Here is a 12,675-nt window from a genome sequence, read left to right as displayed (position 1 = left end):
CGGACACCTTTCGACGGATCCAGATCCGCTTCGGCCGCAAGCGCGTCGCGCCGCCCAGGTTCTGCTCGATCCGCTCTGACCAGTCGGCCCACCAGGCCGGCGGGTCGAGGATCGACTCCGCCCCGCCGTTCGGCACCGGTCCCCACGAGGGGAGGGACCGGTGCCGGACGATGCGGTCAGGGGTGCTGCGCGGGCCCTGTCTGGGCTCCAGGTAAGCAGCCGGGCCACGTTCTCCGCGCCGGCGACCCACGGGGACGAGCCGGCCCGAGCCCTGTGACATGGGCGAATCCGACCTGCGTCTCCTTGCCGGAAATCGGGGGGTGGCGCGGTTTTCGGACCCTGGCGAGCAGGAACGCGGCAAAGCTGTGATGGTGGTGGGGGGAGCAGACCCCGATCGCGCAGGGTGGTGAGCGTGGTGGTGGTGAGCGACGAGATCCCGAACGAAGCGGCCGCCGACCACGTCGATCCGCTGGGCGACCCGTACCTGCGGACCCGGTTCGCGCTGCCGGCCCGGCCGGGCACCTTCCTGCGGCGAGAGCGCCTGGTCGAGCACCTCGACCAGGCCCTGCGGACCCCGCTGACGATGGTCAACGGCGCGGCCGGAGCGGGCAAGACCCTGCTGGTCGCGGACTGGGCGGCGGGTCTGGGAAAGCCGGTCGCCTGGCTCACGCTCGACCCGGCGCTCCAGAGCCCCGGCATGTTCTGGGCCCATCTCCTGCAGGCCCTGCGCACCCGCGGTGTGCCGGTCGCCGACGACATCCGCTGCCCCGCCAACAAGGTGAGCCGCACCCTGCTGACCCGGCTCGCCGCACAGCTCGGCGACAGCGCCCGGAATGTGACCGTGGTGCTCGACGAGTACGACCGCGTGAACTCCCCGGAACTCTCGGAACAGCTCGAGTTCGTGCTGCACCACGCCGGGCCCGGACTGCGGCTCGTCGTCGTCACCCGCACCGAGCCGCTGCTGCCGCTGCACCGCTACCGCACGGCCGGCACGATGACCGAGATCCGCAACGCCGAGCTGGCCTTCACGCCCGAGGAGACCGTCGCCCTGCTGGAACTGCACGGGCTGTGCCTGCCCGTCCACGCGGCCGACGCCCTCGTGGGCCGCACCCGGGGCTGGGCGGCCGGCCTTCGGCTGTGCGCCCTGGCCGCGCGGCAGCAGCCGGACCCGGAGGGCTATCTGAAGGAGTTCGAGGCCGGGCACAGCACGGTCGCCGACTTCCTGCTCGCGGAGGTCCTCAAACGGCAGCCGCCGCCCACCCAGGACCTGCTGCTGCGGGTCAGCGTCCTGGAACGCTTCTGCGTCGGGCTGGCCAACGAGCTGACCGGGCGGACGGACGCCGAGCCCATCCTCGCCGGGCTGCACCGTGCGAACGCCTTCGTCGAGGACCTCGGGCACACCTGGTACCGCCTGCACCCGCTGTTCCGGGAGATCCTGCGGGCCCACCTGCGCGAGCGCTCCGCCGACCTGGAACCGGAGCTGCACCTGCGGGCCGCACGCTGGCTGGGGCGCTCCGGGCTGCTGCCGGAGATGCTGGCCCACGGCGCGGCGGCGGGGGAGTGGGACTTCACCGCCGGCGCGCTCGTCGACGACCTGGCGATCGGGCAGCTCTTCACCGGCCTGCGCTCCGACGAACTGACCGAGCTGTTCTCCGGCATGGGCCCCGGGCCGACGAGCCCGGCGGCGGACCTGGTCCGCGCGGCACGCGATCTGTCCCAGTGCGACCTGGACCAGGCGCTGGCCCATCTCCAGCACGCCGAGGAGCAGTTGGCCGCCGACGGCTCCGGCCCCGCCGCGGCCCAACTGAGCTGCGCCCTGTTGCGGGCCCTCGCGGCCCGGCTGGCCGGCTCCCCCCGCCGCGCCGAGCAGGCCGTACGGACCGCCCGAGAGCTGGAGCGGGAGGTCCCCGTCCATCTGCTCGACAAGCACCCCGAGCTGCCGGCGCTGCTGCTGACCCACCTGGGCTCGACGCGGCTGTGGGCCGGGCGCTTCGACGCGGCGCGGGACGCCCTGACCACCGTCGCGGACAGCACCGCCGGCGCGGCGACGGCCCTGCCGCGGGAGCAGTCCCTGGAGCATCTGGCGCTCATCGACTACCTCGACGGCTGGCCGACCCGCGCGGAACGGAAAGCCGTCGCGGCGCTGACCGAGACCGAGCGGTTCAGCCTGCCCCAGGCATCGGCCTCCGCCCTCGGCCACCTGGTCCTGGCCGCCGTGGCCGTGGACCGGGGCGAGCTGGCCGAGGCCGAGGAACTCATCGACCGGACGAGCGGATGCGCGCCCGGCGACCCGGTGACGGCCGCGGGCCGCTCCATCGCCACCGCCCATCTCCTGCTGGCCATGGGCAAGGCGCGCGCCGCCCTCGCGGCCGCCGAGGCCGCCGTGCCCGCCGATGTGGCCTCCCCCTGGGAGCGCGGCCACGCCGCGCTGGTCGCCTCGGCCGCCCACCTGGCCGAGGGCAGGCCGAGGGAGGCGGCAAAGGTGCTGGAGCCGGTGGCCTCCCAGCAGCCCACCTGCGCGGTGGGCGCGGCGCGGGCCCACCTCGCGGCCGGCGATCCGGCCGCGGCGCTGGAACTGCTCGACGTCATCGGCACCGAGGAGCACACCGGCCCGGCGCTGCTCGTGCGCGCCACGCTGCTGCGGGCACAGGCCGCGAACGCGGCGGGCGACGCCGCGACCGTGCGCAGGCTGCTCGCCCGGGCCCTGACGGAGGCCAGGCGCGAGCGGCTGCGGCTGCCCTTCCTGGAGGCGGGGGCGTGGGTCGGGCCGTACCTGGCGGGCGAACCGCTGCGCGGGCTGGCGGCGGGCTGGCTCATGCCGGGCACCGCGGCCGACGAGCCAGGGCCGCTGCTGGTGGAGCACCTGAGCGGGCGGGAGCGCGATGTCCTCCAACGGCTCGCCCAGATGATGTCGACCGAGGACATCGCCGCCGATCTGTACGTCTCCGTGAACACGGTGAAGACCCACCTCAAGAGCGTCTACCGGAAGCTGGCGGTCAACCGCCGCAACGACGCCGTACGACGAGCCCGCGAGCTGCACCTGCTGTGACGCACGTGCGCCGACCGCGAGAGGCGGCCATGTCCCGAACCGACCCGCCCACCGCGCGCGAGCGCCGAGCAGGCGCCGACTACACCGGCGGCGTCTACGGCTCCATGCTCGCCGCCTCCGTGGTGATCGGCGCCGGCGCCCTGGGCGACTACCCCCGCGCGGAGCTGGTCGCGCTGCTGCTGGTGACCGGGCTGGTCTTCTGGGTGGCGCATGTGCACGCCCAGCTCTTCGGCGCCCGCCTGGCACAGCACCCCCTGAACCGGCGGACCGTGCTGCACGTGTGCCGGGACGAGTGGCCGATCGTCAAGGCGGCCGTCCCGCCGGCGGTGGCGGTGGCCGTCAGCCCGCTCCTGGGGCTGGACGTGTCGGGGGCCGCGTGGCTCGCCGTGTCGGTGGCGGTGGCCGGTCAGGTCGGCTGGTCGGTGGCCGCAGCCCGCCGGGCCGGCGCCGGATGGCCGCTGATGGCCGTCACCGCCTCGGTCAATCTGCTGCTCGGTCTGCTGATCATCGTCTTCAAGATCGTCGTCACGCACTGATTCCCTCGGCGATTCCCTCGGCGAAGGGGGGGTCACCTGCGCCGGGTGAGGTGGTGTCCTCGCCGCGGCGGGACGATGGCCGCGGCAGGTCTGCCAGCGGCTGTCGGCGGGAGGCAGCACATGCGCTACGAGATCCGTGTCGAAGGACATGTGTCGAAGACCCTGGCCAAGGTCTTTCCGGAGCTGGATCACGTGGTCATGTCCGGTCAGACGGTGCTGTTCGGTCCCGTCGTCGACGACGCCCACCTCTACGGCCTGCTGGCCCGCTGCCAGTCGCTGGGCCTGCGGGTACTGGAGATGCGCCAGTTGCCCGAATGAAGCGCGAAACCGTCTGTCCTCAGAGTTCCTTCGCCTGTACCCGGCCCGAGCGGGCGGCGACGCCCAGTGCCTCGAAGTCGCGCTCGTTCTGATCGGCGTAGGCCTGCGCGAAGTCGGTCAGCGCACGGTCGAAGCGGTCGCTGCCGCCCAGGTAGGCGGCGATGGCCACGGGGTCGCCGGAGCGGGCGTGGGCGCGCGCGAGGCTGCCTCCGCAGAGCGTGCCGAACAGACGCAGCATGGCGGGGTCCCAGGTCTCCGGCCGTGCGATGCCCTTCCAGTCCCGGAGCTGGCGTACGTAGAAGTCCCGGTCGCGGCCGTCGAGGCCGCTGACGATGTGGGTCCAGCCCAGGAAGATGTCGCTGGTCGTCTGGATCAGCCGCTGTCCCGTCACGACGCGGCGGCCCTGGTTGTCGAAGTGCACATGGCCGTCGGTGTGCGCGGCCAGTACCGACTCCTGGGCCTCCTTGGCCTGGAGCAGCAGGGGATCGTCGTCGTCCCGGCCGAGCAGCAGGATGATCCAGCAGCGGGTGCCGACGCTGCCGACCCCCACCACTTTGCGGGCGATGTCCACCAGGTGGTATTGGCTCAGCAGGTGCCGGCGCTCGGACGACAGGGTCTCCGCGTACGCCTCGAAGACGGTCTGGAGGTCCTTCGCCTCGTCGCCCGCGCCCGAGTCGGCCATCAGGTCGCTGAGCGGGATGATCAGCGGGGGATCCGGCGCGATCCGCAGGCCCTCGGCGGTGACGTGGGTGAGTTTGGCGAAGGCCTGGAGGTAGGTGCGGGTCCGTGCCTTGGCGGTCGCCTTGGCCGTGCGGCGCCTGGCCTCCTTGCTCATGGAGGACGCCATCAGCTCACTCATGTGGTCGGCGTCGTCCTGCGCGTACCAGATGTCCAGGGTGCGCATCCCGGCGAACTCCCGCATCCGCCCCCGGTACGCCCGCACGCACTCCTGCACGGCCGCGTCCTGTTCGGCGGTGGAGAACCCGTTGGCGCGTGCCGCGATCACGAAGCTGGCCGCCAGCCGTTTGACGTCCCACTCGAAGGGCCCGGGATACGTCTCGTCGAAGTCGTTGATGTCGAAGACCAGATGGCGCTCCGGGGAGGCCAGCAGCCGGAAGTTCAGCAGGTGGGCGTCTCCGCAGAGCTGCACCGTCAGGTCGGTGTGCGGCATCCGGCCCAGGTCCATCGCCATGATGGCCGCGGCGCCCCGGTAGAAGCGGAACGGCGACTCCATCATCCGGCCGTAGCGGATCGGCACCAACTCCTGGACGCGCTGCGCCGACTGGCGCTCGATCACCTCGATCGGGTCGGTCCGGTCCCCTCCCTCGTACCGGCCCTGGCCGGAACGCGAGACGCGACTACGGGCGCTTCTGCCGTACGCCGCCCTCTCGTCGGGCGACAGCGGGACCGCGAACGCACTGGGTATCGACATGGCTCACCCTCCACCTCCGGGCAGCCTCGCCCTGCTCCCGCGCAGAACCGGCGGACCCTTCCACCCCACCCCATCGCCACCGACCCGTCCGCGGATCACCCGTGAGGGGTGACCCGGCCCGCGCCGGTGGGCGCCACGCTGGCCCGGTGAGGGTGCCGCACACCGTCCCGTCGGAGGTCCGGTGGCCGCCGGCCGTATCACGCGAGGAGGAGCCATGACCATGTCGCGTGGTCCGGGGCCGGACACCGGACCCGATCCTCTGACCGACGGGACGGGCCCCGCCGCCGACCAGGACGCCGAGCAACTGCTGGCGGACCTCGGCGGCTCGTGGCTGTGGCTGCTGGGGTCCGCGGTGGCCACGCTGGTGCCGGGCATCGTGGCCCTGGCCTGGCCGGACGCCTCCCTGCACGTCCTGGCGGTGATCATCGGGCTGTATCTGCTGGTGACGGGCGGCTTCCGGTTCGTCGCCTCCTTCGCCCGCGAGCAGGGCGACCGGCATCTGGCGCTGCTCGCCGCGGCGCTGTACGTCCTCGCCGGGGTGCTGTGTCTGCGCAACCCGCTGCAGACGATCGCCGCGCTGTCCCTGATCGTGGGTGCCGTCTGGGTCGTCACGGGCATGCTGACCGCCTGGACGGCCCTTGCGGCCAAGGGCCTGCCGCACCGCGGGTTCGTCCTCGTCGCCGGGCTGCTCGGCGTCGTCGCGGGCATCGTGGTGCTGGCCACGCCCAACCAGTCCGCCGTCGTCCTGACCAGGCTGGTCGGCCTGTGGCTGCTGCTGCTCGGGCTGACCGAGCTGGGGCTCGCCTTCGCCTGGCGGTCCGCACTGCACCGGGAAGGCTTCACCCGCCCAGGGTGAGGCCGTTCCCGTTGAGCATGCGCACGCTGAAAGCGGCGGGGACGGCAGCCGAGTACCCCGCTCGGGACGGAGGCAGACGATGAGCACGACCACGTACCTCGCCTACGACTATCCGCTGTTGAGCATGTTCTGGACGCTCCTGTGGTTCTTCCTGTGGATCATGTGGTTCGTCCTGCTCTTCCGGATCATCGGCGACATCTTCCGCGACGACAGCCTGAGTGGCTGGGGCAAGACCGGCTGGCTGGTCTTCTGCATCGTGCTGCCGTTCCTCGGCGTGTTCGTGTACCTCATCGCCCGCGGCAAGTCGATGGGCCAGCGCGAGATCGACCACGCCCAGAAGCAACAGCGGATGTTCGACGACTACGTCCGCGACCGGGCCGGTGAGGCCAAGAAGCCGAGCAGCGCCGAGGAGCTCGCCAAGCTCTCCGAGATGCGCTCCCACGGCGACATCACCGACGACGAGTTCCGCCGTGCCAAGGAACTCGTCCTCAGCGGCTCCGGCCCGTCCGCCCGCGGCGACTCCGCCACCCCGTCCTGACCGAGGCACCTGAGCACCTACAAGGAAGCGAGGTACAACCATGGCCGCCATGCAGACCAAGCAGGCGCACGAGACCAAGTACGCCTGGGCCGGGGGCCTGACGGTCTTCGCCGCCGTCATGCTGACCATCGCCGGACTCATCGCCGTCTTCCGCGGCATCATGGGGATCGCCGAGGACGACGTCTTCGTCACCACCCGCAACTACGTCTTCGAGTTCGACCTCACCGGCTGGGGCTGGGTCCACCTCATCCTCGGCGCGGTCGCCGTGATCATCGGCATCGGGCTGTTCCAGCCGGCGGTGTGGGCCCGGATCGGCGGCGTGGCCATCGCGGGTCTGATCATCATCGCCAACTTCCTCTCCCTGCCGTACTACCCGGTGTGGTCGGTCGTGATGATCGCGATGTCCGGGTTCATCATCTGGGCGCTGTGCGTCGCACGGAAGGAAGACTTCCGCTAGTCCCCCTGCCGGCCCCCCAGCGGCAGGTGGGCCGCCACACACACGAGTGCGCGGAGCACGGCGGAGAACCGCCGGTGCCGCCGTCCGGGTCTTCGTCCACCTGCCGTAGGAGGTGCTCGTGAACCAGTACCCACCCATCGCGGACCACGGCATGGTCGGCGATCTCCAGACCGCCGCGCTCGTGTCCTCCGAGGGCACCGTCGACTGGTGGTGCACACCCCGCTTCGACTCGCCCAGCCTGTTCGCCTCGCTCCTTGACAGCGAGCACGGCGGCCACTGCCAACTGGCCGCGGAGCTGCCCGAGGACGGCATGAGCGCGCGCCAGCTCTATCTGTCCGACACCGCCATCCTGGTCACGCGGTTCATGGCGCCGGGCGGCGTCGGCGAGGTGGCCGACTTCATGCCGCCCGTCGAGTCGCCCGCCCCGACGGACCGGCACCGCATGGTCCGGCTCATCAGGGTCGTACGCGGCAGCCTGCCCTTCGCGTTCGCCTGCCGCCCGCGCTTCGACTACGGCCGGGCCCCGCACACCCTGACCAGGCCCGACGACCACCGTGCCGTGCTGCGCGGACCCGGCACCGACCTGTATGTGCAGACCTGCGGTGACATCGCCCTGCACGCCGACGGGGACGACGTCACCGCCCGCTTCACGCTCTCGGCCGGCCAGGTCGCGGCCGTCGTGCTGACCAGCACGGCGGCCGGCGCGGAAGCCCCGCCCGAACAGTCGCTGGGCGAGGCGATCGGGCTGCTGGAGCACTGCCGGGTCTTCTGGCTGTCCTGGCTGCGGTCGTGCACCTACAAGGGTCGCTGGCAGGACATGGTGAACCGGTCGGCGATCACGCTCAAGCTCCTCACCTACGCGCCCAGCGGCGCGCCCATCGCGGCGGCCACCATGGGCCTGCCCGAGCAGATCGGCGGCGAGCGCAACTGGGACTACCGCTACACCTGGATCCGGGACGCCTCGCTGTCCGTGCGGGCCCTGATCGACCTGGGCTTCCAGGCCGAGGCGCACGCCTTCCGCCGCTGGCTGCACGACCGTATCGAGGCCGGTGACGCGGCCTCCGGGGACCCCTTGCAGATCATGTACCGGGTCGACGGCGACGCCCACCTCACCGAGGAGACCCTCGACCACCTGGAGGGCTACCAGGGCTCACGGCCCGTCCGCGCCGGCAACGCCGCCGCCGACCAGCTCCAGCTCGACATCTACGGCGAGGTCGCCGACGCCCTGATCGTCGGCCGTGACATCGGCGCCATCGGCGGCTGGAGGGCACTGAGCGAAGTGCTGGACTGGCTGTGCGACCACTGGGACCGGCCCGACGAGGGCATCTGGGAGACCCGGGGCGGGCGGCAGAACTTCACCTACAGCCGGCTGATGACCTGGGTCGCGTTCGACCGCGGCATCCGCGCCGCCGTCTACACCTCCCGCCCGGCCGACATCGAACGCTGGACGCGGGCCCGCAACGCCGTGTTCCGGCAGATCGTCGAGCAGGGCTTTCACGACAAACGGCAGGCCTTCGTCCAGCACTTCGACACCGACGTCCTGGACGCCTCGCTGCTGCTCATGCCCCGGGTCGGCTTCGTCTCCGCGCACGATCCGGACTGGCTCAGCACCCTCGACGCCATGGACCACGACCTCGTCAGCGACAGCCTGGTCTACCGCTACGACCCGGCGGCCTCCCCGGACGGCCTGCGCGGCTCCGAAGGCACCTTCAACCTGTGCAGCTTCCTCTACGTCGAGGCCCTCGCCCGCAGCGGCCGGATCGCGCAGGCCCGGTACGCCTTCGACAAGATGCTGACCTACTCCAACCACGTCGGCCTGTTCGCCGAGGAGATCGGCCCCTCCGGCGAGCAACTCGGCAACTTTCCCCAGGCGTTCACCCATCTCGCGCTGGTCACCGCGGCGATGGCGCTGGACGAGGAACTGAGCAGACCGAGCACCACGCCGCGAGCGGCCGACCGTCTGCACCCCAGCGTCCACGGCCTGGGCATCCGTCCGGGAACCGGGGGTCACTGGGCGGACTGATCACCGAAGGGATTCGGACGCAGGTCACTGCCGGGGCTGCTGAGTGCCCTGCTCCTTGGGGTCGGCCGTGCCCGGCGGGACCGTCTCGCCCTGGATCACCCGGGGCGTCGCCGGATCGTGCTCGTCCTTCGCCGCCCTGGCCTCGGCCTTGAGGATGCGCGCCGACTTGCCCGCCGAACGGGCCAGTTCGGGCAGCTTCTTCGCGCAGAGGACGGCTATGACGACGATGAGGATGACGGCGACTTCGCTCAGTCCGAACATGGGGTCCTGTCCTCCTGGTGAGCAGGGACGCTGGGCCAGGCCCGAAGCGTAGCCCTGGCCGACCGCGCGGAACCACGGCCCCCTGGCGCCGCTGCGGTACGGCTCGCCCTGGCGTCAGGTGACGGCATTGCCGTACCTCAGAAATCTACACCACTGTAGAAATATGAGAAGCTCGTCCCCGTCGGGCGGCCTCTGCTTTCCTTACGCTGTACGGCTCGATGGATCGCGCATGACGCGCAGGTCAGCGGAAGGGAGACAGGGCATGGCGGATCACCGGCAGGGATCCCGGCGCCGGGGGCAGGGCGAGCTGGAGGCGCTGGTCCTGTCGGCGCTGGCGGAGGCGGACGGACCCGCGACGGCCGGCTGGGTGCAGGAGCGCCTCGGCGGCGACCTCGCCTATACGACGGTGATCACGATCCTGACCCGGCTGCTGGCCAAGGGCGCGGTGACCCGGGAGCGGGCCGGCCGGTCCTTCGCGTGGACGTCGGCCTCGGACCAGGCGGGCCTCGCCGCGCACCGGATGCGCAGGGTGCTGGACGCCGAGAGCGACCGGGAGGCGGTGCTGGCCAGCTTCGTCACGGGCCTCGGGCCGGACGACGAACGGCTGCTGCGCGAACTGCTGGGGCAGACCGGCGGCGTGGCCGAGTCCGGCGGCGCGGGTCGGTCCCCGGGCGAGGGGGAAGACTGACGCCTCATGGGGGTCTTCGTCTTTCTGCCGCTCGTCCTGCCGCTCACGGCATGGCCGATCGCCCGCCTCGCCGAGCAGCACCTGCATCCCCGCACCGCCACGAGACTGCTCACCGCGGTCGCCGCGGTGATGGCGGTGTGCAGCACCGTTTGCCTGGGCCTGGCCATGGTCGTCGGCACCGCCCAACTGCCCGGCAACCCGCTGCCCGACGGCTGGTCCGACCCCGAGGTGCGGGCGGCCGTGCCCTACGACGAGGTCGTCGGCAAGGCGGCGATCCCGGCCCTGTGTGCGGTGCTCGTGGCCTGCGCCCGCACCCTGTTGCGGCACGCCCGGGTACGCCGCCACACCCACCGGGCGCTGACCGGACTGCCGGGGACCGGGGTGGCCGTACTGCCCGACGTGCTGCCGTACGCCTACGCGCTGCCCGGCGGGCGACGCGACCGCGTGGTGGTGACCACCGGGCTGCTGGACCATCTCGAACCCGCCGAACGCCGGGCGCTGTTCGCCCATGAACGGGCCCATCTGACCGAACACCACCACCGTTTCCTGCTCGCCGTCCAACTGGCCGCGCGCGCCAACCCGTTCCTGCGCCCGCTGCGTACGGCGGTGTCGTACACGGCGGAACGCTGGGCGGACGAGGCGGCCGCCCAGACGGTCGGCAGCCGTCGGACGGTGGCGTGCGCGATCGGCAAGGCGGCGCTGGTGTCCCGGGGCGCCCCGGTCGCGACGCTGGCCGGCTTCGCGGCGCCGGGGCCCGTGCCCCGCCGGGTCGCCGCGCTGCTCGGGCCCGCCCCGGCGGTGCGCCGCTGGCCGTCGCTGTTCACGTCGGTGGGGCTGGCGGCGTGGTGCGCGGCCGTGGGGACGGCCGTATCGGCGATGTCGTCGGCCAACTCGGCGGTGACGATGGTTCTCATCCTGCACGCGGCCACGCCCCTGTGACCCAGGGCGCCTGATCGGCCGGTGCAGGCAACGCAAGTGACGAAGTTCGCCGTCTGTTCATGGGGGGACGGCTATGGGTGAGGGGGAGGGCGCTGGTGAGCGGATCGGGAAAACGGCGGCGTACGTCGGCCGGGACCGGGGCGGAGACAGGGACGGGGGCCGGGACGGGGGCCGGAAGGGGCTCGGCACGGCTGACCCGGCGGGGGCGGATACTGGCCTGGAGCGCGGGGGTGACCTCGGCGGTCGTCCTCGGTGTCGCCGGCGTCGGCGCGTGGGTCTACCAGGACCTCAACGACAACATCAAGTCGGCGGACGTCGACGACAAGATCGGCGGTGACCGGCCGGTCAACCTCAGCCCCGGCTCGAAGAACATCCTCGTCGTCGGCTCCGACAGCCGCGACGGCGCCAACGCGAAGTACGGCAAGGACCTGACCACCATGCAGTCGGACACGCTGATGGTGCTGCACGTGCCCGCGAACCGGAAGTGGGCCACGGTCGTGTCGTTCCCCCGCGACTCCTGGGTGGGCATACCGGCCTGCGACAAGGGCGACGGCAGCACCTCCGCCCCGCACCACTTCAAGATCAACGAGGCGTTCGCGATCGGCGGCAGCAGCGGCGAGGTCGCAGGGGCGGCCGCCTGCTCCATCAAGACGGTCGAGGCCAACACCGGGCTGCGCATTGACCACTTCATGTCCGTCGACTTCCAGGGCTTCAAGGGGATGGTCGACGCCCTGGAGGGCATAGAGGTCTGCCCGAAGGAGGCCATCCACTCCAAGAAGGCCCGGCTCGACCTGGAGCCCGGCTGCCAGACCGTCCGCGGGGAACAGGCACTCGGCTATGTGCGGGTCCGCTACGGCGTCGGGGACAACTCCGACATCGGGCGCATCGGACGCCAGCAGGAGTTCATGGACGCCCTGGCCGCCAAGGCGAAGGACAAGCTCACCAGCCCGAAGGCCCTCTACGGCTTCCTCCAGTCCGGCACCAAGTCCCTGACCACGGACCCCGACCTGGCCGGCATCAAGCCGCTGTTCGGACTGGCGTCCGAACTCAAGGGAATACCGAGCGATCGCCTGACCTTCCTCACGGTCCCCAACTACCCGCGCGAGGCGGACATAGCCACCGACAAGGCCAACGTCGTCTGGCAGTACCCGCAGGCCACCGACCTGTTCACCGACCTGGCCAAGGACAGGGAGGTCGACAAGAAACGGCTGGAGGCGGGCGCGAAGAACCCGCTGTACGCCTCCGCCGTGCGCGTCCAGGTCCTCAACGGCACCTCGGTCCAGGGCCTGGCCGGCACCGTCGCGGAGGAACTGCGCACGGCCGGCGTCACGGTCACCGGCACGGGCAACGCGCCCGAGAACACCGGCACCACCACGGTCACCTACCCCGCCGGCCTGGAGAAAGAGGCCGAGGCACTCGCCGCACGGCTGCCCGGCGTCAAGGCCACGCGGGCACCGGAGGCCACGGCCGGCGTCGTCACCCTGGTCGTCGGCAAGGACCTCGACCCCGAACGCATCCACTGACCGGCCCCGCGCCGCTCGGACGGGGGCCGGCCAGGTGCCGCTCGGGCGGGGGACG

12 protein-coding genes are annotated in these 12,675 nt (G+C 72.0%); 10 read left to right on the top strand and 2 right to left on the bottom strand.

The genetic code is table 11. The features are described 5' to 3' along the window. Positions 1-415: 415 nt before the first annotated feature. The 3 genes from ACZ69Q_RS15705 to ACZ69Q_RS15695 all read left to right on the top strand — a co-directional run bounded on the left by ACZ69Q_RS15705 (position 416) and on the right by ACZ69Q_RS15695 (position 3,903). Positions 416-3,049: a winged helix-turn-helix domain-containing protein gene (locus ACZ69Q_RS15705; protein ID WP_471042603.1), complete on the top strand. Its 2,634-nt coding sequence runs from the start codon at positions 416-418 to the stop codon at positions 3,047-3,049. Positions 3,050-3,078: 29 nt separating this feature from the next. After that, positions 3,079-3,585 (top strand): hypothetical protein, encoded by a 507-nt coding sequence (locus ACZ69Q_RS15700; protein WP_471041794.1) that lies wholly within the window; start codon positions 3,079-3,081, stop codon positions 3,583-3,585. 120 nt (positions 3,586-3,705) lie between these two features. Continuing rightward, positions 3,706-3,903: a hypothetical protein gene (locus tag ACZ69Q_RS15695; protein WP_147999898.1), complete on the top strand. Its 198-nt coding sequence runs from the start codon at positions 3,706-3,708 to the stop codon at positions 3,901-3,903. A gap of 19 nt (positions 3,904-3,922) precedes the next feature. Here ACZ69Q_RS15695 and ACZ69Q_RS15690 read toward each other — a convergent pair whose 3' ends face one another. Beyond that, complete coding sequence (locus ACZ69Q_RS15690) at positions 3,923-5,335, bottom strand: DUF2252 domain-containing protein (protein ID WP_471041792.1); 1,413 nt, start codon at positions 5,333-5,335, stop codon at positions 3,923-3,925. A 214-nt stretch (positions 5,336-5,549) separates the two neighbouring features. Between ACZ69Q_RS15690 and ACZ69Q_RS15685 the strand changes: the two genes are divergently transcribed. The 4 genes from ACZ69Q_RS15685 (at position 5,550) to ACZ69Q_RS15670 (ending at position 9,209) form a co-directional block, all read left to right on the top strand. Next, positions 5,550-6,191: an HdeD family acid-resistance protein gene (locus ACZ69Q_RS15685; protein WP_471041790.1), complete on the top strand. Its 642-nt coding sequence runs from the start codon at positions 5,550-5,552 to the stop codon at positions 6,189-6,191. Between the two features lie 79 nt (positions 6,192-6,270). Beyond that, the gene (locus tag ACZ69Q_RS15680) at positions 6,271-6,729 is read left to right on the top strand and encodes a PLDc N-terminal domain-containing protein (RefSeq protein ID WP_471041788.1); all 459 of its coding nucleotides are present in this window, start codon (positions 6,271-6,273) and stop codon (positions 6,727-6,729) included. A 40-nt stretch (positions 6,730-6,769) separates the two neighbouring features. Then, positions 6,770-7,186 carry a DUF7144 family membrane protein gene (locus ACZ69Q_RS15675; RefSeq protein WP_471041786.1) on the top strand — a complete coding sequence of 139 codons (417 nt, stop codon included), beginning with the start codon at positions 6,770-6,772 and terminating at the stop codon, positions 7,184-7,186. 118 nt (positions 7,187-7,304) lie between these two features. Continuing rightward, positions 7,305-9,209: a glycoside hydrolase family 15 protein gene (locus ACZ69Q_RS15670; protein ID WP_471041784.1), complete on the top strand. Its 1,905-nt coding sequence runs from the start codon at positions 7,305-7,307 to the stop codon at positions 9,207-9,209. A gap of 24 nt (positions 9,210-9,233) precedes the next feature. Here the strand turns inward: ACZ69Q_RS15670 and ACZ69Q_RS15665 are convergent, their stop codons facing one another. Then, the gene (locus ACZ69Q_RS15665; RefSeq protein WP_471041782.1) at positions 9,234-9,470 is read right to left on the bottom strand and encodes a twin-arginine translocase TatA/TatE family subunit; all 237 of its coding nucleotides are present in this window, start codon (positions 9,468-9,470) and stop codon (positions 9,234-9,236) included. 262 nt (positions 9,471-9,732) lie between these two features. On the opposite strand from ACZ69Q_RS15665, the gene ACZ69Q_RS15660 reads away from it, so the two are divergent. From ACZ69Q_RS15660 to ACZ69Q_RS15650, 3 genes are read left to right on the top strand one after another with little or no spacing between them, the layout of a single operon-like run. Next, positions 9,733-10,158, top strand: a complete 426-nt coding sequence (locus ACZ69Q_RS15660) for a BlaI/MecI/CopY family transcriptional regulator (protein WP_471041780.1) — start codon at positions 9,733-9,735, stop codon at positions 10,156-10,158. Between the two features lie 6 nt (positions 10,159-10,164). Continuing rightward, a complete protein-coding gene (locus tag ACZ69Q_RS15655) occupies positions 10,165-11,097 on the top strand; it encodes a M56 family metallopeptidase (RefSeq protein WP_471041778.1) in 933 nt (310 codons plus the stop codon). A gap of 59 nt (positions 11,098-11,156) precedes the next feature. Then, positions 11,157-12,620 carry an LCP family protein gene (locus ACZ69Q_RS15650; RefSeq protein ID WP_471041777.1) on the top strand — a complete coding sequence of 488 codons (1,464 nt, stop codon included), beginning with the start codon at positions 11,157-11,159 and terminating at the stop codon, positions 12,618-12,620. Positions 12,621-12,675: the final 55 nt, after the last annotated feature.

This window comes from Streptomyces sp. NPDC036764 (genome assembly GCF_055609385.1).
The sequence above is the reverse complement of the archived record's forward strand: the minus strand, read 5'-3'. Positions and strand labels throughout refer to the sequence as shown.